The organism is Nocardia sp. NPDC051900, from assembly GCF_044452545.1.
Classification (GTDB): domain Bacteria; phylum Actinomycetota; class Actinomycetes; order Mycobacteriales; family Mycobacteriaceae; genus Nocardia; species Nocardia sichangensis.
Genome location: NZ_JBITBU010000032.1, coordinates 1 through 19,367, shown reverse-complemented (window position 1 = coordinate 19,367; position 19,367 = coordinate 1). Strand labels below are relative to the sequence as shown.

Below are 19,367 nucleotides of genomic sequence, written 5' to 3'. Positions count from 1 at the left end.
TCCAGATAGCAAAAAACGTGACACCAACCCCTGTCGATGGTTCAAGGCCATCCAGTTGAAAGAATTTTGCCCTCCGCAAATGTTCAGTGTGTGGTTGAGACGAGCCCGAGGCAGTCTCGACCTGAACTGACGAAGGGCTTCTGTTTCGACAAGCCGCGTGCCTGCGCACTGATGTGCCGCTTCTCTGATCCGGTTTGCGTTCAGCGCGATGTGGGCCGACTTGCTCCGTGAAGAGGATCTGGCCTGGACGGCAGGGAACTGACACGCACGTTCGTGTCGCCCTAGTAGGTCGGCATCACGACGGTGGGACGCGGGCCTATCGGAAGCACTCGCTCTCTCGGCGTAATGTGCACGCTGGCCCGTGAGAACGTGTCGAACCCATCAGCATCAGCCCGGGATCCGGGAGTGTTCGGGAAATCGCAGATCGCGATTCCGCAGCGAACAGGCCATTCGCGCAGTTGCACAGACCGCGGTCGCGATCTGGATGTCGACCGGGCTCCACGTCTCGGACGCCGCTCCACAGGAGTTGGTCATCCCGACTGGTCGACGTGGACCGCTGAACTCGGCTCAGGATGCCTTGCGGTGCTCGTCGTTCTCGTGCTGAGCGATCACGGCTAGGAGTTCGCGCACCCACGCCGGTCGCTGCTCGCCGGTTCCTGCCTCGGCCACGTCGCGTTCGATCAACGAACGGATATAGGCCGACTGTGACATGCCGAGGTTCGCGGCGCGGCGCTTGCACGCCTGGTCGAGGTCACGGGTCAGTTTCACCGATCGGGGGATGAGGACCGGTTCGGCGGCCGGGCCGGTCTCGATCGGCGGGGTGACCGGTTCATCGGTGAACTCGAGGCGCTCGGTCATCGCCGCCACTTCGGCCGGGCTCATGTTCAAGAACGGATCAGTCATTGCGGGTCGCCTCCCACTTCTCGAAGTCCGCGGCCTGGTCTGTAGTGAGGTACGCGGCGTTGTACACCTCGATGTCGCGACCGAGACGACGGGCGAACACCGATATCGGTGTGCCGTCCTCGGCGCGACCCCAGATCACCAGCGACACCAGCCCGGTCGCCGGGTCGGCAGCCGACCGTAGCCAGACCGGCCGATTCCCTTTCATCCACGCATCCACCAAGTCGAATACGTCGTCCGGGTCGACTCCTGTTCGCGCCAGCATCTGGGCGAGCGCCCAGTACCACTCGATCGCCACACTCTCAGACTACCGCAGAGACTACGCGCGTGGGAGGAGGGCGAAGCCGATAGCACTACCTTCATTCATGGCTGGGACCTCCGGGGAACGCTTTCGCTGTTTGTCCTGCGAAGACTGAAATGAGACGGCATCCTCGGGGGCCCTGTGCCGTGGGCGGGTCGTCTCAGAAGGTGTCGTCCCGGTGAGGACTGGTCTATCAGCACGACGCAGTGCCCGCGGTCCCGCTGATTTTGTCAAGTGGATATGTTGGAGGCAGTGGATTTGCTTGCTGTAGGGATCGATTGGGCCGAAGCGTTTCGCGATGTGGCGCGGGGGCTGCCGGGCCAAGGAGTAATCGAGGGCTTCCGTATCGATCACACTCCGGCGGGGATCGCAAAGCTCGTGGCCCGGTGCACGGAGCTGGAACCCTACCCGGCCGAGGTGCGGGTGCTGGGTGCGCTGGCGGTCGAGTAGTTGCCCCCGGCGAGTATCTGGTGCTCGCCAAAGCCACGACCACCGCGATGACCGCCAACCAGCTGCTCGTCCTGGGACAGGCCCACAAAGACTGGGCACGGCGCATCGGCGAGTTGCTGCTCGGCGATGTTCGCCATGGTCGTGACAAGCAGCCCAGGAATCCCTCTCCGGGAAAAGCCGTCCCGGGCGGTAAGACCTACCTGAGCTTCCCCGGGACTCGGGGACGTCCTTGCCGCCCGGATCGCAGGCAAAATCGGGAACCGCCCCCAGCAATACACGACCGCGAACGCACTGCAATGCTGCGCATGCACCGCACCGGTCACCCGCCGATCCGGACGCAGCGAATTCGTCGTCGCCCGCAGACTCGCGCACAACCGCTACCTCGGCGCCGCAGTCCATCAATGGCGTTCTGCAACCCGCGCATCTGTCAGCGGACACGCGAGTTCTCCGACTCCAAGATCGCCAAAGGCAACGGTCTATCGTCGCCTACGACGATCACCTCACCGAAAATGGCGTGGACGCGTATGCGGTCTTCGATCACTGCGGGAGCGAAGGCGCGCCGTCGAAGGGTTCGACGTCATTCGGGCGATCTTGCCCTTACCGTCTTGCGACACCCGGGACCAGGGTATTCGAATGAAGGACCGTCGACCCTACTGCCCGATGTGGAACCCGCGTGGAATGAATAAGTCATCAACCGCACTTACAATCTTCATCGGGGAGTCACACAATGAGCATGCTTTCCCCGCGCCAGGCACTGCTACCAGCCTGGCCAGCGCTGCCCGATTGGTCCGATTTAATGACTCGATTCGAATCGAGGCCCGTCTGGACGTCACTTGAAGGCCATATGATTCGCGTCGAGGAGAGACTCGAGAAGGGCCGCTACATTCTGCGCGCCGAGTTGCCCGGAGTCGACCCGGCCAAAGACGTGGACATCAGCGTCCGGGAAGGGCAGTTGACCATCAAGGCCGAACGTGCCGAACGTAATGAAGAAGGCACCCGGTCGGAATTTCACTACGGCAGCTTCTATCGTTCGGTTCCGTTGCCCACAGGGGCGAAAGAGGATGCCATCGAGGCCACCTATACAGACGGGATCTTGACGGTGAGCGTACCGGTATCCGAATCGGATGCACCCGAAAAGCACATCGCAATCAAGACGACGACTGGAAACGGACCCAGCTGAGGCTGGAAGCCGCACGGCGACGCGGCGTAAACGTGGGCGGCGCCGATCGTGAATGTGAGCGCCTCATCCTTCGGCGGCTACCGAGGTCGACCGCCGGATACTGGAGGATCGCATGATGGCAGACGGACGTTCCCCGATCGTGGTGACGGTCGACCACCCACCAATAGGTCACGCGGCCGCTCTATGGTCGGCATGTCTCGCCGAGCGGCTGTCGTGTCCTCTGCGGATCGTCTACGTCCCTACATCGTGTGACGGCTTATCCGCGAGAACGGCTTCGAAGCGAACCGATCCGGCAGCGAGATCTCGGCAAAGTGCGACGGCCGTCGACAACGCCATCGCCGCCGTGCGCCGCCGCTATCCCGAACTCCTCGTCACCGGCGGAGTGATAGGTGGACCAGCCGAAGAGGCACTGGCCAGCGTGGAAGAGGACGCTCGGATGGTCGTCCTCGGCCACCCGGATGTGGGGGCGCTCGATGTACTGGCGGCCACTTTCCACAGCGCCACGATCGCCGACCACGCGATCTGCCCTGTGATCGTCTGGCGGGGGCGGCACGACCAGCTTCCGGATCGACGCCTGGTGATCCTCGCTGTGGCAGGCGCCAGCGGCGATACCGGCGCTGCTGTCGCCGCCTTCCATTACGCCAACCTGTTCGGTGCATCGGTTTTGCCGTTGTGCGTCGGGCCGGAACAACCAGCCGCCGTGATCCCCACAGAACCAGTTCCGGCCGTGACCACTGAGCGAAACTCCCTCGACGCTGACGTGGCCGCAGCACGAGAAGTCTTCCCCGATGTCACTGTGGCTGCCTCTGCCGAGATATCGGATGCGGCGTTGAGCGAACGCGTGATCGGTGCGCAACTGGTGGTCACCGGAGCCGATGGACACGCGCCGGTCTCTGCGGTGCGCGGTTTCGACGCGGAACTCTTCCGCCGCAGCCGGTGCCCGGTCATGATCTGCCCGTCACGGACGCCTCCGGTCGGTCTCGGCGCGAATCCGCTTGCCCGGCCTGCTCCCCCGATTCCCGGCGTGCAGATTCGCGCGCTCACGCCCGAAGACCGGGAAGCGGTCGCGACTTTGCATCGGCAGATGTCGGCGCACGATGCGCGTCTCCGGTTCTTCAGCGCCCTCCCGAAGCATATCGAGGCATTCGCCGAACAAATGTGCCTGCACGACTCCACGCACTTGGCGCTCGGCGCTTTCGAGGGTGCGGACCTGGTGGGGGTCGCCAACTACGTGGTCACCGACGCCACGCCCGGGCATGTCGCCGCGGAGATCGCGCTCGCGGTCGTCGCCCACGACCAGCGTCACGGCATCGGCACGTTGCTCGTCCGGCGGCTGGGGACGGCCGCCTACCTCCGCGGAGTCGAACGTCTCACCGCCGACATCCTGACGGAGAACACCCTCATGCTCGCGATCATCGCCGAACAGGGGTGGAAGGACGCGCTGCGGTACGACGGCACCGTTGCCCACTTCGACCTCGGACTGGACGCCCACAGGCAGGCTCAGCATGCACGAATCGGCTGAACGGAGGGCAGGAGCGCGACGACCGCTGCTCCCACCGGAGTCCGATGCAGTTGGTCACGCCGCCGCCCGTCGCGGCAACGATGTCGGTCACCTCCGCCGGCCTCGATTCCTTCGTATGAGATGCCCATGCGCAACGAACCCGCACTGTGGAGGTTCGTGTCGAATCGGCGGGTTCAGCGGACAGTTCTCTGCCGGGCTCTGCTTGAACGGGTGTCGACGCCGGGTGCGGACGTCTGGTGGTCGCCGAAAAGTCGACTGCCGAGTTGGACGAGGACGTCGTTCTCGTCGCGGTGCGCGAGGCGGAGTCCGCCGCTGCGGAGGGTCCGTTCCCCGCGACTGTCACCGAGCCTCCCACGGATCGGACCGGTCCGGCGAGGTATCTGGTCGCTGCGTGCTCCGATGTGGCCGCGATCGCCGTCGGCACGGTCGGCGCCGTGTGCGCGTGCCCGCGCGGTTGACGCCGGTCGAACCCGTACCCGTCATCGCGTTCGAGCAGAACCAAGAGAGGCTGCGGAGCCCGCTTGAACGGCGTTTCGGCACCGCCGAGGTGGACTTGGCGCTCAGGCTCGCGGCTGCCGCCGTGGGCGCTGTGGAACGACACCCGCTCAGCCCGGCCGTCGATCTCGTGCATCGCGTATCGCTCCTGCGGCAAGAGTGCTCGCGCGCGACTACCTTCACACGGGTGGAACCGGTGCGGTACACGGCGCCGCCGCAGGGGCGCCCACTGCCGCAGTGCGCCGCGGCGCGGCCCATCCCACTGCCGCCGGGGCCGATCGAGCGCTACGACGAGCAGGCGACATCATCCGGCTCGGTCCGGGCGAGGGCGTGCCTGCGGATTGCCGGCTGCTCGAGGCCGATGGCCTGGAAATCGACGAATCGGCGTTGACCGGCGAGGCGCTACCGGTGGCGAAGGCTCCCTACTGGCGCGGTAGGTGATCTGAGTCGAGCGCGGAACCGCCGGCATGCCGCTCTCGTGATCGGCTGCAGAACACTCGGAAGCCGGGGCGCCGTGTGGTGCGGCGACGCACGAGTAGCAGCGCAGCCACGGCCACGACGATCGGTAGGAAGCTGACTGTCAGCATGGTGAGCCGAAGGGCGTCCGCGAAGTCCAGATCGAGCCGCAGGCCGGCCGCTTGCCGCAACAGGTTGGGGTCGTAACCTGCGCTGCCCGGACTGTGAGCCACCGCGCTGCGCGCGGCGTCGACTGCCCGCTCGGCGGTGGTGGCCGACAGTGCGCGCGAGTGCGCGTCGGCCAGCCATTCCCGCCGGAAGAAGATGTTCAGCAGCAGGAGGTAAACGGTGGGTCCCAAGGCGTAGCCGGTCATTCCGGAGGCCAGTTGGACGGAAGCGACAGTACCGGAACGTCCGGGCGGTGCTTCCGACAACACCATTTCGGACACCGAAGTAGAGGTGACCAGTGCGCCGAGATTACACAGCCAGGTGGCCAGCACCAGCAACCACAGCGCCATCGTGGGACTCGCCGTTCCCGCCATCAGCAATCCGCTCGCCGATAGCAGCAACAGCCCGGTGATCAACACCGGCCGTGGGCTGTAAACGCCCACCAAGCGCCCGGCCACGGTCACGGCGCCCGCGATCAGCAGTGTGCCGGGCAGGTACAGCGTGCCGATGGCCTCCGGCGACAGCGACAGCACCTTGCCCCCGAACTGTCCGAGCGCGACTCCCAATCCGGCGGACAGGAAGTTGAGGGTGAGTGCCGCCGCCAGAGCGACACCGAACGTCGCGCTGCGGAACAGCGTCAACTCCAAGGCTGGTTCGGGTGTATGCCGTTCATGAAGCACGAATGCGGTCGCCGCCGCAGCGCCGAAGGCGAGCGGTAGCCAGGTTTCCGGCCGGAGAACGCCCTTCTGCGCGGCGGCGATGCCGACGACGAGGCCGAGCAGCGCCGAACCGATCAATGCCACACCGATCACGTCCAGCCGAGGGCGCTGCCGAACGGGCGACTCCGGCACATAGACGGCGGTCAGCCACAGCGCGAGCAACGACAGCGATGGGGCGACCAGGAACAGCGATCTCCAGCCGACGGCGGTCACCATCCAACCGGTGAGCGCCGGGATCACACCACACAGGATCATCTCCACCGCCATGAAGACACCGATGGCGGTGGGGCGCTTCTGCTCCGGTACCGATGTCTTCAGCAGAGCCAGCGGTACGCCGAGCAGCGCTGTCATCCCGAGGCCGTCGAGTACACGCATCGTGAAGAGGTAGCCGTAGCCGGGTGACAGCAGGGAGAGCAGGTCGGCGACGGTCACGATGCCCAGGCCGGTCATCAACAGCCGCTTGAGCCCGTAGGCATCTCCGAGATTGCCCGCGGCGAGGACGGCGGCGGCCATCACGAGGGTCGCCGTTCCGCCGAGCGGACCGACGAGTTGCGGCGGCACGCGTAGGTCCCGGCTCATTTGCGGCAGGTTCAGGCTGAGCACGAGGGGGTCGAGGACGGTGATCGTGAATGCGAAGGCGAGGGCGAGTACGACCGGCAGGTTGTGGCTGGTTGCCGCGTTCGCCGGATCGGTGCCGGGCGCCGGTTGCTGTTCCGGACTCACTTCGCATGCCGTGATCGAGCGGTGGCGGTACCGATGGCGGGTTGCGGTCGTCGTGTGAGCTGCCGGTTGCGGGCGTGGGCCAGCAGCACCGCGATCTCGGTCGTGATGCTCGAGGACATCGTCTCGATGTCGGGTGTCGTGTCGTAGTCACCGGTGATGCCGAACGTCAGGCGGTCGAGGTAGCTGAGGATCGCTATCGTCGTGCGCACCCGCATGGCGATGGGGATGCAGGGCCACAACTCGATCACTTTCCGGCCGCCGAGTGTCAGGCGGTGCCGCGGTCCGGGAATGTTGGTCGCCAGTGCGACGACGCCGCGCTGAGGGAAGGAGACCGCCAGCCGGAACACTTCGGCCACGATCCCGAACGGCAGCCGCCGGGAGAATGAGAGCACCGATTTCTCGGCGTCGGCTTCGCCCCGGGCTCGGTGCCTGCCGATCTGCTCGTGGACGGCGATGAGGCGCTCCACGGGCTGGTCGAGTTCGATCGGCAGATGAGCGATCACCGCGGAGACGCGGTTGTCGAGCACCTGTTTCGCCTCCGTCGTTCGGGTCGAGACCGGTACGACGATGCGCAGTTCGGTGGGTGTCGGATGTTCGCCTCGGCTGAGGAGCAATCGACGGTAGGCGGCGGTGATCGCGGCCACGGCGATATCGTTGACGGTGACATCGAAGGCCGTCGCTATCTCTCGGACCTGCGGGAGCATGGTTCGCGCCACGGTGTAGCGCCGCTGTTTACCGATGGGGCCGTTGAGCGAGGATTCGCTTGCCGGCGCGATCGCCGCGTACAGCACCGGCGCCAAAGTGCGCACGGTTCCCACGGCGGAACGCGGGATGGCCACCGGTGCCTGCATCACTTTTGTCAATAGTTTCAGAATCCCGGCGCCCGAACGTTTTCCATTCGGCCTTCGGTGCTCGCCGACGTCGACCGGGGCGGGGTCGCAGAAGCTTTCCAGCAGCGTGAGTTCGGAGATGCCGTCGACCATGGTGTGGTGAGCCTTGAGGATCATCACCCAGCGGTCCTCGGTCAACTGGTCGACCACGACTACTTCCCACAGCGGATGGTCACGATCCAGCCGCTCGGTCAGCTCGGTCGCGATCAGCTCCTGCAACTCCCGCTCGCCGCCCGGGGCCGGTAACGCGGTCCACCGAATGTGATGGTGCAGATCGAAATTCGGATCGTCCTCCCACACCGGCGCTTTCACGTCCCATGGCACGCGGCGCACCCGCTGGCGCAGCCGTGCGTGCCGCTCCAGTCCGCGATCCAGCCAGCCGCGCAGCTCGTCCCTGGATGGCGATGGACCCTCGAGGATCGCCACCGTACCGATGCCGAGGCTGACCCGGCGGTCGGTGTCTTCCATTTCCATGAAGCCCGTGTCCAGCGGGCCCAATTCGGTCATCGCGAACCTGTCCCGGCAGCGTCGCAAGCTGCTGCCTGTTGGCTGGAACTACAGAAAGAATTCTCCCGTGGATACGACATTCCGAGTGAGATGCCAATGTCACGGGCGCAGGTGACGTTGGGCTCCTTTCCGCGGCGGAACTCGGTTCCGCCCGTGCGTGGTCAACTCGCCGACCTGGCGATGATCATCGGCACCTGAGCCGCGTGCAGGACGGCCTGACCGACCGAGCCGAGCGTCATTCCGGAGAAGCCGCCGCGACCGTGGCTGCCGACCACGATGAGCTGGGCCTTGTCGCCGATCATGAGAAGCCGGTCGGCGGGACGGTCCTCGGTCACGATGCGGTGCACCGGAACCTCCGGATACTTCTCACCGAATCCGGCAATGCTGCGGGAGAGCAATTCTTCGCCCTCCTCCTGCATTTGCTCGGATGATTCGAAGCGCAGGAAATCCGACCAGGTGTGCACTGCGACCAGTTCGACACCGCGGAAAGCGGCTTGGTCGAACGCGATCTCGACAGCGTGCGTGCTGCTGCGGGAGCCGTCTACGCCGACCACCACCGGGCGGTGCGGCGACGCGGGCGTTTCCGGAATGACCGCGACCGGGCATGCGGCGTGCCGTGCCAAGGCGGTGCTCACCGAACCGAGCAGTCTGCGGCTGACCGCGCCAAGCCCGTGGGTGCCGACAACGAGCAGTCGCGCGGCTTTGGAGCGATCGCGCAGGACCGGGATCGCAGGGGCGTCCACCAGTTCGGTGCTGATGTCGAGTTCGCCGATCGACGCGGATTCGGCGACGGCGGTCGCGCGGGCGGTTTCGAGCGCGTCCAGTCCGCCTTGGCGGTAACTGTCGAAGTCGAACTGTCCGAGCTCGAAGCCCGATCCGAATTCACCGAGGACACCGATCGCGTAGAGCAGGTGCAGCGGCACGTGACGGCGGGCGGCGTCGACGGCAGCCCAGCGTAGCGCCGCGAGCGCGACGGGCGATCCGTCGACGCCGACGAGAATGGGGAGATTACCGATCCTGGACATCTTCTTCGCCTCTTTCGGACTGGCGCGACAGCGAGTTCCGATTCCGAGCGATCTCGCGACAACCAGCTACCGGACCGGGAACTCGGCGGAGTGCGAGGTCGCGCACCCTGCCGCGTGCGTCCGGCCTGCCGCTACGAGCTACTGCGGTGCGGATGCGCTGGTGAGATGCTCGGCGATGAGGATGCGGTGGGCTTGCTGGGCCGCGTCGGCTCGGCGTTGATCATCGGTGTCGCTGCTCGGCAGCTGTTCGAGTCCTCGGGCGAGAACCGCGACCGCGTCGCCGAGCAGTAGCACTCGGTGCTCCAACTCCTCGAGCCGTTCGGCGATGGCATCCTCGGGCGCGACCCGGTGAACGCCCTCGGCGCCGGTCGCGCCGCGCAACACCGAGCGCAGGCGCATCGGCACCGCGGTGACGATCCGGCGCGCGATGCGCAAAGACGCTTCGAGTGAATCGCTTCTGGGAGACATGGCACCAGGGTCGTCGCGACGGCTATGGTCCGCCTAGGGTCGGACGTCCCTCACGGGAACGTCCGATGACCTTCATGGCGGCGTGGACTCCGCCCGAAGCGGTCACCGAGCCAGCCGGAGGTGACGACGCTGAGGACCTTCGCCTCTGCAGCCCGGACCGCGGTGCGCAACATGCTCTACATATGTCCGGCGCGCTGCTGACCGACTTCTACGAACTGACCATGGTGGACAGCTACCTCCGCAGGCAGATGACCGGACTTGCCACTTTCAGCCTGTTCGTCCGGGACCTGCCCGCCAACCGGGGTTTTCTCGCCTCCGCAGGAGTCGGCGATTGCCTCGACTGGCTGGAGCAGTTCAGTTTCACATCCGAACACCTGGACTATCTGGCCGGGGCCGGTTTCGGTGGTGACAGTCTCGAGGCGTTCGCCGCGCTCCGCTTCGACGGTGAGGTGTGGGCCGTGCCAGAGGGGCGAAGCAGTCGAACCCGCGCGAGTCGCCGATGTCATGTCCCTGGACGAACGGGAAGCGATCCGCGATCGCGGCCTGCTGACCAAATGCGCGGTCGTCTTGGTGGGTGGTCTTCACCGGGTTCGTTGGGCACTCGGCCTTCCATATCGAGCCATCGGTGGTGGCTTTGCTGGGTGCCGGGATTCTGGTAATCATCTCCGGCCTACCGCAACAGGAGTACCTGGCCGCGGTGGAATGGGAGACGCTGCTGTTCTTCGCGGGGCTTTTCGTCATGGTCGGTGCGCTGGTCGAGACCGGGCTCCTCGAACAGCCCCGCGGCGGCGAGGGTGCCGACCAAAACCCCGATTCGGACGTTGTCATCCCGCGATGGGCCTCGGCGAAGGCGAGTTCACCGATGAGTAGCGACTGTGCATCCGATACCGCAGTAGAGCAACTCCAAGCTCCCGCTCGAGTCGGGCGATCCGAGCGTGCGCCGAATGCCCCGGCGACGCTAGGGCATCGGGTTCACCGTCTCAACGACCAATGGCCCTACATGGCGCCGAGTGCAGCGCCGACCTGCGACCAATGGCCCTACCATCGGTTGCTGGCAGATTGCGACGATAAGTCGGGTGGGGAGCAGAGAGGAGGTTGCGCGCATGCATGCGCAGGTGGGGGACTGGCTGATAGTCGAAGGTCGCAATCTCGGCGGCGCGGTCCGGCGCGGTCTCATCGAGGAAGTGCACGGCAGCGACGGAACGCCGCCTTATCTCGTGCACTGGATCGACACCGGCCATCGAGCACTCACCTTTCCCGGCCCGGACGCACATGTAGTCACCCGCGACGAACTGCGGGCACAGGAAGAAATCGCGGAGGCACATCTGTCCTCCAGGCACTATCGGGCGAGCCGATCTGCCGCGAGGTCCTCGGGCGCCTGAGTAGGACACCTCCGAGCTACCAGGTGAACACCATGACGGAGAACACAACCCCACCGTGCGAACACATCGGCCGATCCACCGTCGTCGCCGTCGACGGTTCCGCTTCCTCCTACCACGCCGTGGCATGGGCGGCGGCGGACGCGGCGCTGTACCGGCGCGGACTGCACATCGTGGCGTCCGTTCGAACCGGCTTCGGTCCTGGACACTGGTCGACCGACACCGCCGGAGTGCGGCGACGCAACGGAGAGCGAATACTCGCCGAGGCCAGGGATACGGCTCGCAAAGCCGCACCCGATGAGACGCTGACGGTGGAAACCGCACTGATCGACGATCCGGTCGTCGCGCACCTGATCGATCGTTCGCGATGGTGGCGAATGGTGGTCGTCGGCCACCGTGGTCTCGGGGCCTTCAGCCGTCGATTGCCCGGGTCGGTGAGCACAGCGGTGATCAAGAACGCCCATTGCCCGGTCGCCGTTGTTCGGTCGGCCCCCGCTACGGATGCGGAGTCCGTGAGTAGGCCGGTCCTGCTCGGAGTGGATGGGACACGCGACTGTGGATCGGCGGTGCGGCTGGCGTTCGAAGAGGCATCGCGTCGGGAGGTGGAGTTGATCGCGTTGCACGCATGGAGCGATACGCGTGGAACCAATCTCATCCCGGCCTGGGAGGCCGTGCGGGAGCTGGAAGACGCGGCGTTGGCGGAGAATCTCGCGGGATTCGGCGAGCGATATCCGGAGGTACCGGTACGGCGGGTGTTGGCCCACGACAGCCCGGTTCGCTGTCTGACAGACGAAGCGTGCGGCGCGCAGCTGTTGGTGGTGGGTAGCCGTGGCCGTAGGGGCGCCACCGGACTGCTGCCCTGCTCCATCACGTCGGCGCTGGTGAATTCGGTGGAATGTCCGATCATCGTCGCGCCTGAGCCCCGAGACCAGCAATAGATGTCGTCTACTTTTCGCGGACCAGCTGTCCGGGGGACAGCTGGCCCTCGGCGGCAAGTTCAGCCGGGAAAGCGGTGAGTGGTGCGCCGTCGCGCGCGGAATGAACCGCGAGTCAACCAGCTGACGACCGGGTAGGACCAACGGCTCTCCACTCGGCGACGATCGGACCTGCCCGAGCCGAGGCGACGACAATCACACTGGGTGTGGAAGGAGGTCTGCGATGTATTTCGATGATCGCCGTGACGCCGGGCGTCGATTGGGGAGACGACTGGAGTACCTCCGGGACGAAAATGCCATCGTGGTCGGCCTACCCCGCGGCGGCGTCCCCGTGGCCTACGAGGTCGCACGGGCGCTGGACGCGCCCTTGGATGTGATCGTGGTTCGCAAACTCGGTGTGCCATACCAGCCGGAACTCGCCTTCGGCGCGATCGGCGAAGACGACGTCCGAGTGATCAACGACGTCGTCCTCGGCTATACGAGACTCACCGGCGACGAGATTGCCACAGTGGAACGACGCGAACGCGCCGAACTGCGGCGGCGAACCGAGCGGCTGCGGCGCGCTCACCCGCGTATCCCGCTGTCGGGCCGGGCGGTCATCGTCATCGATGACGGTATAGCCACCGGTGCGACGGCCCGAGCCGCCTGCCAGGTCGCCTGGGCACAAGGCGCACAACGGGTCGTGCTGGCTGTCCCGGTAGCTCCGCGTGACACACTGGCGGCGCTGGGGGAGGTGGCCGACGAGGTGGTCTGCCTCGAGATGCCCATGTGGTTCGGGGCGGTCGGCAGCTGGTACCGCAATTTCGGTCAGGTCACCGACGCCGAGGTCGACCTGCTGCTTCGTGCCGCAGGAGACCGCGGGATGCCGGCTCATGTATCCGGCGACGATCCGCCACTGTGTGATGAGGATATCCAGATCCCGATCGGAGAGACAGAACTGTCCGGGCATCTCACCATCCCCGAGAATCCGCTCGGGATGGTGGTCTTCGTGCACGGTAGCGGCAGCAGCAGGCACAGTCCGCGCAATCGTTTCGTAGCCGAGGCGCTCAACCGAGTGGGGCTTGCCACCTTGCTGTTCGATCTGCTGACGCCGGAGGAGGAAGTCGATCGGGCGCGGGTTTTCGATATCCCGCTGCTGTCGCGGCGGCTGCTCGAGGTCACCCGATGGCTGACCGGTCGAGCCGAGGTCGCCGGTATGCGGATCGGTTACTTCGGCGCCAGTACGGGTGCGGCCGCGGCGCTGCGCGCTGCGGCGGATCCCGGTGTCGCTATCGCCGCGGTGGTGTCGCGTGGCGGTCGGCCGGATCTCACTGGACCGGCGCTTCCGGCGGTGCGTACGCCGACGTTGCTGATCGTGGGTGGGCACGACTATCAGGTGCTGGAGCTCAATCGGTTGGCGGCACAGGAGATGTCGTGTGAAACCGCGCTCACCGTGGTGCCCGGTGCCACGCACTTGTTCGCCGAACCGGGCGCATTGGAAAAGGTCGCCGAACTCGCGCGTGATTGGCTGGTGGCTCAACTGGCGCCCGCGCCAGCGGTCGACAGCGGCGCCAGACGGACGGACACGCGACTGTGACGTCGATTCGGGTTCTGTCCGGCAGCGCCGATCCGCAACTGGCAGCCGCTGTGGCCGACCTGCTGGACGTCGCGTCCGCCGATTGCGCCATCGAGCGATGCGCCGTGTCGTAGTGACCGATTCGATCGCACATGAGGATTCGGCCGCACCGATAGAAGTTTGCTCCGTCGCTCCACTGCTGGCGGATGCCATCGCTCGGCTGCATGGTGAGCGTCCGCAGTACGCGTTGCTCGGTCAGGTCTGACACATTCTCGGTGCGGAATCAGCGCACAACACCAGCTAGGGTCGCAGCGCCCGGGCATGAGACCGTGCACCTGTGCCGCACATCGACGTCGAGTTGGGCGGCCGAGCCTGTCATGGCCGACTGCGGCGGTGACGGATGCGCAGTCGCGGTCTTCGAGAGGGATGGAAGCCGATCTCACGCCGTTGCGCGGTCTGTCCCGACGGACGGAAATCCGGTCCGGCGCCGAGCACGCAGCGGCATGCCGAGCGCGCAGCGGTCGCAGGCGAGCACGGCGGCGGGCAGCGACGCCGACGGTGGTGGTCGCGCGTGTCGGTTCGGTGACCGCGGCCAGATCCGGCCAGGCCAGCACCGCGACCGGGTGACGGAAGGTGAGTGCCGTTGGCGGGAGTGGATCGGTGGTCGTCGATCCACCCACACGCCCACCATGGAAGCGGTCTGAGCGTGTCAGATCGCGGCGAGATGGAAGTCGACGGTGTTCGGGCCCGGAAACATTTCCGCGGTCACGTGCACCTCCACGGTCCCGGTGAAGTAGGGCGTGACCGGGACTGCGGCAGCGAGACCGGCGCAGCTGGTGACGGCATGCCAACGAATGCCGTCAGGACTGGGCGGTGACGGGAAGACCGGCGCCGCCGAACCCCGAAGAGTGAAACACACCTCGACACCTTCGACTCCGGCACCGGAGGAATCGGTGACTTGGACGACACACGATTCAGGAAACGGTGTTCCTGCCGCGGTCTTCTGTTTGTTGCCCGCGTGGATGTGCAGCCTGTTCTCGGCCATGGCCTACCTCTGGAATTCTCTTGAGAATTCTGAGTCAATCGCGACCGGCGGCAGCCGATGAAGAGTCTTAGGTCCCCTGTCCGGGCCGGTTGCCGAAGTGCCTTATCGATCGGCCGGAAATCCGTAAAATGAGGTAATGAAGGTCCTCCAAAAATTCGAGGAACCTCCCGATCTCAGCAAGATCGAGAAACGGGCATCCTCGGTTGCGCAGCTACTGGTCGACCGCATCGCGCAGACTGCCGATACGGAGGCATTCCGATTCCTTGATGATGGTCGCTGGACCAGCGTGTCCTGGAAGCAGTTCGGTGAGCGCGTCGACACTCTCGCCGCCGGGTTGATCGCGCTGGGCATCCAGGCCGAGGACCGGGTAGCGCTCGTGTCATCCACGCGGTACGAATGGGTGCTCGCCGACTTCGCCGTGATGTGCGCTGGTGCGGCCACCACCACCGTGTACCCCACCACCAACGCCCCGGGCGTCGCGTTCATCGTCGCCAACTCGGGCAGCCGTGTCGTCGTCGCCGAGGATCGGTCGCAGGTCGACAAACTGATCGAGCACCGCGCCGAGTTGCCCGACGTTCGGCAGGTGGTGATCTTCGACGGCGAGGGCGACGGAAACTGGGTGATCACTCTCGATGAGCTCCAAGAGCGCGGACGGAGAGTGCTCGCCGAATCGCCCGACGCGGTGGCCGACCGCATCCGCGGAATCCGGCCCGAGCACCTGGGCAGCATCATGTACACGTCCGGGACGACCGGCACCCCGAAGGGGGTTCGGCTGCCGCATTCCGCATGGACGTACAGCGCCGCAGCGATCGACGCCCTGAACGTTCTCAACGCCAACGATCTGAACTTTCTGTGGCTGCCGCTGTCCCACGCGTTCGGAAAGGTGATGCTGGCGCTGTCGCCGCTGATCGGCTTTCCCACGGCAATCGACGGCCGGGTGGACAAGATCGTGGACAACCTCGCGATACTGCATCCCACAATCGTTGCGGCCGCCCCGCGCATTTTCGAGAAGGCGCATGCCCGGATCGAGGGCATGATGGCCGAAGAAGGCGGGTTGAAGAAGAAGCTCTTCGAGTGGGCGGTCGGGGTCGGCCTGGAAGTTTCGCGGGCGCGACAGGCCGGCAAGGATCCGTCGTTGCTGGTTTCGTTGCAGCACAGAGTCGCCGACAAGCTGGTACTGTCCAAAATCCGTGAACGCTTCGGTGGTCGGTTGCGGTACTTCGTTTCGGCTGCGGCCCCGTTGGACCGCGATGTCGCGCAGTGGTTCGACGCGGTCGGAATCGTTGTCCTCGAAGGCTACGGCCTGACCGAGACCGCCGCCGCCTCCTTCATCAACCGCCCGGGCGCATACCGGTTCGGAACCGTGGGCAAGCCGTTTCCCGGCACCGAGGTCGAGATCGCCGAGGACGGCGAGATCCTGCTCCGAAGTCCCGGCGTGATGAGTGGCTATCACGACCGTCCCGAGGCCACTGCCGAGGCTTTGGACGCGGACGGCTGGTTCCGCACCGGCGATATCGGCGAGATCGACGCAGACGGATTCCTGCACATCACCGACCGCAAGAAGGATTTGTTCAAGACTTCGCAGGGTAAGTATGTCGCGCCATCGGCGATTGCCGCCACGTTCAAGGGAATGTGTCCGTACGCGGCGGAATTGATCGTCTACGGAGAAACACGACCCTATTGCGTCGCGTTGGTCGGCCTCGACGCCCCGAGCATCACCGAATGGGCTGGCAAGCACGGTCTGGCCGGCAAACCGCTCGCCGAAATCGCGCGGGACGAGAAGACCCACGACGTGATCGCCGCCTACGTCGACCACCTGAACTCACAACTCAATCGCTGGGAACAGATCAAGAAATTCGACATCATCGACCACGAACTGTCTGTCGAAGCCGGTGATCTCACACCGAGTATGAAACTGCGCCGCAAGATAGTGGTCGAGAACCTCGCCGACAGCATCGACGCCCTCTACCACTGAAGTCGATCGATGACTGTCGCTTCGCACATGTCAGGTTGGGGCAGGCGACCACCACCGGTGTCACCCGCGGTTGTGCGACTGCGGTTCATTCGGTGGGTGATCTCTGACCCAGGTGGTGCGGGAGTGGGCGTGCTGAATGCATGCCGGAATTGCGGGTGCCGAAAGTCCTGAGATCGAGAGACCGGCGGCCCGGACGCACCGGACGTTCCGCACTTCCGATTGGGTAAAGCTGTCGGCGATGCTCCATATGGACGAGTTGGCTGTCAATAGCAGTCGCGAAAGCGGAACCGGGGGCTGCGCGGCCCCGAGCATGAACGGCGGAACCGTCGAGCCGACGTCAGGAGAAGCTGTGAACGCGAAACAGTCACCACAGCGCCGCACTCCTCGGCTGCGGTGGCGATCGATCCTGGTCGAGGGCCGAGCCGCCCGCTACGCAGTCGGCGGGTCAGGCCCTCGCGTAGTCTTCCTGCACGGCTGGGGACTCGGCGGACGGGCCTATGCCGGTCCGCTCGATCAGCTCATCCACATGGGAATGCGCGTGTGCGCCCCAGCCATGCCAGGGTTCGGCGGCACCGCCAGCTTGCCGGCTGAGCAGCGAAGTCTCTCCGGATACGCTCGGTGGGTCGGCGACTTCGCCGAGACGATCGGCCTGCCCCGACCGGTGACCTTGGTCGGGCACTCCTTCGGGGGTGGCGTCGCGATCAAAGCCGCCCATGACCTGCCCGACCTCGCCGAGCACCTGGTGCTGGTCAACTCCATCGGCGGTTCGGCATGGACCGACGGCCGCGGAGTGGTACGCGCGCTGCGTGAACGTCCGTTGTGGGACTGGGGCTTGCACCTACAGGCCGACTTGCTTCCGCGCCGTCAGGTAACCCGGGTCCTGCCGGTGATCTTGCGCGATGCAGTGCCGAACATTCTGCGGAACCCGACCGCGGTGTGGGAAGTCGCCCATATCGCCCGGACCGCCAATCTGGCCTCCGAACTGTCCGCGCTCACCGAGCGCCGCCTCCCCATCCTCGTAGTGTGGAGCAAACGGGACACGGTCATACCCGAATCCACTTCATTGTCGTTGCGGACCGCGCTCGGTGACCCGCACGCGATCACCGTGCCCGGGGGCCACACCTGGCTCATGCACGACCCCCACGCCTTCGGCGAACTGATCACCAATGTGATCGGCGAACCAGTTGCCCACCCTGGCGCCACCACCGACCGCCCTGCGGCAGAACGAACAGCGAGATCCCGCGGTTGCGAACAGGATCCGGGGCCTGCGGCATCTACGAACACCGGCAGTGGACCTCACGGAACTTCATGGATCGAGGCCTTCGGGCTTCAGAACACTCACCGCGGTCTCGCGCGATGACAGCACTTCGGAAGACCCGCGCCGAACTCGGCGAACGGAATTCACTGTTCGACATTGCTGTCACGCACCGCGCACCCGGCTCTTCTCGATCGCGGTTCTGCCCGGTGGCGCCGGTTCGAAGCAGGCCTGCGGATATTCGGCTGCTGATCGTGTGTTCGCTCGTCCAGGCCGGTGGGCCGATCCGATTGAGCAATACCCGACGTCACGCCGCGCGCCCGACGTCACGGTGGACACCCACCAGCATGGGCCGCTGTGCGGCGGGATGCGTGCCGATGTGGTGTGGCGCGCTTTCGATGCTCAGCGCAGCGGCACTGTCCAGTGCAGTCGGGTGCCGACGGGGCTTCCGTCCGGTCCGATTCCGGCTGTGAGAGTAGAGGTCCCGGACGCGTTCTCGGCTCGCGCCCGTAAATTCGCAAGACCGCTGGGCGTGATGTCGCTGGGTAGCCCGCAGCCGTCGTCCTCGATGACGATGGTCAGGTCGTCGGCCACGGTGATCTCGACCGAGACGGTGTCGGCTCCGGAGTGCCGTACGGCGTTGCTGACCGCTTCGCGGACAACGGCTTCGGCGTGATCGGCCAGTTCGGGATCGATGACCGAGAGTGGCCCGCTGATGCGCACGGAGGTGCGGATGCCGCTGGGCGCGGTCTGCTGGCGGATGGCTTCCTCGATGCGTTGACGCACCCGCGCGCTGTCGCCGCCGTGCAGGTCGAAGATCGAGGTGCGGATTTCTTGGACGACATCTTGCAGGTCGTTGATCGCCTCGTTGATCCGCTCGCGCACTTCGGGCACGCGGGTGCGGGGGACGGTGCCCTGCAGGCTCAGCCCGACGGCGAACAGCCGCTGGATCACGTGGTCGTGCAGGTCGCGTGCGATGCGGTCGCGGTCGGAGAGGATGTCCAGTTCCCGCATGCGCCGTTGTGCGTCGGCCAGTTGCATCGCCAGCGCGGCCTGGTCGGTGAAGGCGGAGGTCAGTTCGAGGATCTCGTTGTTGTAGGGCGCCGACTCGGCTGCGCGCAGCGCGACCAGCACGCCCACCGTGGAATCGGAGGTCTGCATGGGCAGCACGAGTGCGGGCCCGGCGTCGGGGAAGATCTTGCCGAGATCCGCGCGGCGAGCGTCGTCCACCCGCTGGGGAGAACGCTGTCGGAAGGCCTGACCGATGGTGGTGTCTCCCAACGGCAGCTTGATCAGCCGCTGGTCGTGCGCGGCGCCGGCGGTATGTGTGATCAGTAGTTCGGTGATCTCTTCGGGTGGCCCCTCGGAGTCCGGGACGACCGCGAGATAGGTCCGTTCGGAGCCGGTGAGCCGGTGTGT

The 19,367-nt window shown here is 65.8% G+C and carries 19 protein-coding genes and 2 pseudogenes; 13 read left to right on the top strand and 8 right to left on the bottom strand.

Annotated features, from left to right (window positions below; translation table 11 throughout):
• Positions 1-567: 567 nt before the first annotated feature.
• Positions 568-903 (bottom strand): hypothetical protein, encoded by a 336-nt coding sequence (locus ACIA5H_RS35135; RefSeq protein ID WP_397080358.1) that lies wholly within the window; start codon positions 901-903, stop codon positions 568-570.
• Positions 896-1,198, bottom strand: coding sequence for a hypothetical protein (locus ACIA5H_RS35130; RefSeq protein WP_397080356.1), 303 nt, complete (start codon positions 1,196-1,198; stop codon positions 896-898). The genes ACIA5H_RS35135 and ACIA5H_RS35130 overlap by 8 nt, the downstream gene beginning before the upstream one ends.
• 255 nt (positions 1,199-1,453) lie before the next feature.
• Here ACIA5H_RS35130 and ACIA5H_RS35125 point away from each other — a divergent pair, with 255 nt between their 5' ends.
• From ACIA5H_RS35125 to ACIA5H_RS35100, 6 genes are all read left to right on the top strand, one after another.
• On the top strand, positions 1,454-1,651 hold the full coding sequence (locus ACIA5H_RS35125; protein ID WP_397080354.1) for a hypothetical protein: 198 nt from the start codon (positions 1,454-1,456) through the stop codon (positions 1,649-1,651).
• Positions 1,652-1,891: 240 nt separating this feature from the next.
• On the top strand, positions 1,892-2,488 hold the full coding sequence (locus ACIA5H_RS35120) for a hypothetical protein (RefSeq protein ID WP_397080412.1): 597 nt from the start codon (positions 1,892-1,894) through the stop codon (positions 2,486-2,488).
• Positions 2,379-2,831 carry an Hsp20/alpha crystallin family protein gene (locus ACIA5H_RS35115; RefSeq protein WP_397080352.1) on the top strand — a complete coding sequence of 151 codons (453 nt, stop codon included), beginning with the start codon at positions 2,379-2,381 and terminating at the stop codon, positions 2,829-2,831. Before ACIA5H_RS35120 ends, ACIA5H_RS35115 begins: the two co-directional genes overlap by 110 nt.
• Before the next feature lie 112 nt (positions 2,832-2,943).
• Positions 2,944-4,353 (top strand): GNAT family N-acetyltransferase, encoded by a 1,410-nt coding sequence (locus ACIA5H_RS35110; protein WP_397080350.1) that lies wholly within the window; start codon positions 2,944-2,946, stop codon positions 4,351-4,353.
• A 236-nt stretch (positions 4,354-4,589) separates the two neighbouring features.
• Entirely contained in the window at positions 4,590-4,811 is a 222-nt protein-coding gene (locus ACIA5H_RS35105; protein WP_397080348.1) for a hypothetical protein, read from the top strand.
• 196 nt (positions 4,812-5,007) lie between these two features.
• Positions 5,008-5,289 (top strand): hypothetical protein, encoded by a 282-nt coding sequence (locus ACIA5H_RS35100; protein ID WP_397080346.1) that lies wholly within the window; start codon positions 5,008-5,010, stop codon positions 5,287-5,289.
• On the opposite strand, the gene ACIA5H_RS35095 is transcribed toward ACIA5H_RS35100, so the two are convergent.
• From ACIA5H_RS35095 to ACIA5H_RS35080, 4 genes are all read right to left on the bottom strand, one after another.
• Positions 5,271-6,851, bottom strand: a complete 1,581-nt coding sequence (locus tag ACIA5H_RS35095; protein WP_397080410.1) for an MFS transporter — start codon at positions 6,849-6,851, stop codon at positions 5,271-5,273. The genes ACIA5H_RS35100 and ACIA5H_RS35095 overlap by 19 nt on opposite strands.
• 59 nt (positions 6,852-6,910) lie before the next feature.
• Positions 6,911-8,311 carry a wax ester/triacylglycerol synthase family O-acyltransferase gene (locus ACIA5H_RS35090; RefSeq protein ID WP_397080344.1) on the bottom strand — a complete coding sequence of 467 codons (1,401 nt, stop codon included), beginning with the start codon at positions 8,309-8,311 and terminating at the stop codon, positions 6,911-6,913.
• A gap of 161 nt (positions 8,312-8,472) precedes the next feature.
• A complete protein-coding gene (locus tag ACIA5H_RS35085; protein WP_397080342.1) occupies positions 8,473-9,336 on the bottom strand; it encodes a universal stress protein in 864 nt (287 codons plus the stop codon).
• A 138-nt stretch (positions 9,337-9,474) separates the two neighbouring features.
• Positions 9,475-9,804 carry a hypothetical protein gene (locus ACIA5H_RS35080; RefSeq protein WP_397080339.1) on the bottom strand — a complete coding sequence of 110 codons (330 nt, stop codon included), beginning with the start codon at positions 9,802-9,804 and terminating at the stop codon, positions 9,475-9,477.
• Positions 9,805-9,869: 65 nt separating this feature from the next.
• Between ACIA5H_RS35080 and ACIA5H_RS35075 the strand changes: the two are divergent.
• The 5 genes and pseudogenes from ACIA5H_RS35075 to ACIA5H_RS35055 all read left to right on the top strand — a co-directional run.
• A pseudogene (locus tag ACIA5H_RS35075) lies at positions 9,870-10,220 on the top strand (hypothetical protein); the annotation flags it as partial.
• A gap of 58 nt (positions 10,221-10,278) precedes the next feature.
• Positions 10,279-10,582: pseudogene (locus ACIA5H_RS35070) on the top strand (SLC13 family permease); the annotation flags it as partial.
• A 325-nt stretch (positions 10,583-10,907) separates the two neighbouring features.
• On the top strand, positions 10,908-11,186 hold the full coding sequence (locus ACIA5H_RS35065; RefSeq protein ID WP_397080337.1) for a DUF1918 domain-containing protein: 279 nt from the start codon (positions 10,908-10,910) through the stop codon (positions 11,184-11,186).
• Between the two features lie 32 nt (positions 11,187-11,218).
• Positions 11,219-12,121 (top strand): universal stress protein, encoded by a 903-nt coding sequence (locus ACIA5H_RS35060; RefSeq protein ID WP_397080408.1) that lies wholly within the window; start codon positions 11,219-11,221, stop codon positions 12,119-12,121.
• Between the two features lie 220 nt (positions 12,122-12,341).
• Positions 12,342-13,694: a phosphoribosyltransferase family protein gene (locus ACIA5H_RS35055; protein WP_397080335.1), complete on the top strand. Its 1,353-nt coding sequence runs from the start codon at positions 12,342-12,344 to the stop codon at positions 13,692-13,694.
• A 688-nt stretch (positions 13,695-14,382) separates the two neighbouring features.
• Here ACIA5H_RS35055 and ACIA5H_RS35050 read toward each other — a convergent pair.
• Entirely contained in the window at positions 14,383-14,718 is a 336-nt protein-coding gene (locus ACIA5H_RS35050; RefSeq protein ID WP_397080332.1) for a hypothetical protein, read from the bottom strand.
• Positions 14,719-14,854: 136 nt separating this feature from the next.
• Between ACIA5H_RS35050 and ACIA5H_RS35045 the strand changes: the two genes are divergently transcribed.
• Together ACIA5H_RS35045 and ACIA5H_RS35040 are read left to right on the top strand one after the other, a co-directional pair.
• The gene (locus tag ACIA5H_RS35045; RefSeq protein WP_397080330.1) at positions 14,855-16,693 is read left to right on the top strand and encodes an AMP-dependent synthetase/ligase; all 1,839 of its coding nucleotides are present in this window, start codon (positions 14,855-14,857) and stop codon (positions 16,691-16,693) included.
• A 349-nt stretch (positions 16,694-17,042) separates the two neighbouring features.
• The gene (locus ACIA5H_RS35040) at positions 17,043-18,053 is read left to right on the top strand and encodes an alpha/beta fold hydrolase (RefSeq protein ID WP_397080327.1); all 1,011 of its coding nucleotides are present in this window, start codon (positions 17,043-17,045) and stop codon (positions 18,051-18,053) included.
• Between the two features lie 297 nt (positions 18,054-18,350).
• On the opposite strand, the gene ACIA5H_RS35035 is transcribed toward ACIA5H_RS35040, so the two are convergent.
• Positions 18,351-19,367: GAF domain-containing sensor histidine kinase (locus ACIA5H_RS35035; protein WP_397080325.1), on the bottom strand; the 1,017-nt coding region annotated here is incomplete at its 5' end.

What these genes read in the sequence shown, in the direction of transcription:
- ACIA5H_RS35135 (WP_397080358.1), bottom strand. Translation starts at nt 903, where the DNA reads ATGACTGATCCGTTCTTGAACATGAGCCCGGCCGAAGTGGCGGCGATG.
- ACIA5H_RS35115 (WP_397080352.1), top strand. Translation starts at nt 2,379, where the DNA reads ATGAGCATGCTTTCCCCGCGCCAGGCACTGCTACCAGCCTGGCCAGCG.
- ACIA5H_RS35110 (WP_397080350.1), top strand. Translation starts at nt 2,944, where the DNA reads ATGATGGCAGACGGACGTTCCCCGATCGTGGTGACGGTCGACCACCCA.
- ACIA5H_RS35090 (WP_397080344.1), bottom strand. Translation starts at nt 8,311, where the DNA reads ATGACCGAATTGGGCCCGCTGGACACGGGCTTCATGGAAATGGAAGAC.
- ACIA5H_RS35085 (WP_397080342.1), bottom strand. Translation starts at nt 9,336, where the DNA reads ATGTCCAGGATCGGTAATCTCCCCATTCTCGTCGGCGTCGACGGATCG.
- ACIA5H_RS35080 (WP_397080339.1), bottom strand. Translation starts at nt 9,804, where the DNA reads ATGTCTCCCAGAAGCGATTCACTCGAAGCGTCTTTGCGCATCGCGCGC.
- ACIA5H_RS35065 (WP_397080337.1), top strand. Translation starts at nt 10,908, where the DNA reads ATGCATGCGCAGGTGGGGGACTGGCTGATAGTCGAAGGTCGCAATCTC.
- ACIA5H_RS35060 (WP_397080408.1), top strand. Translation starts at nt 11,219, where the DNA reads ATGACGGAGAACACAACCCCACCGTGCGAACACATCGGCCGATCCACC.
- ACIA5H_RS35055 (WP_397080335.1), top strand. Translation starts at nt 12,342, where the DNA reads ATGTATTTCGATGATCGCCGTGACGCCGGGCGTCGATTGGGGAGACGA.
- ACIA5H_RS35050 (WP_397080332.1), bottom strand. Translation starts at nt 14,718, where the DNA reads ATGGCCGAGAACAGGCTGCACATCCACGCGGGCAACAAACAGAAGACC.
- ACIA5H_RS35045 (WP_397080330.1), top strand. Translation starts at nt 14,855, where the DNA reads ATGAAGGTCCTCCAAAAATTCGAGGAACCTCCCGATCTCAGCAAGATC.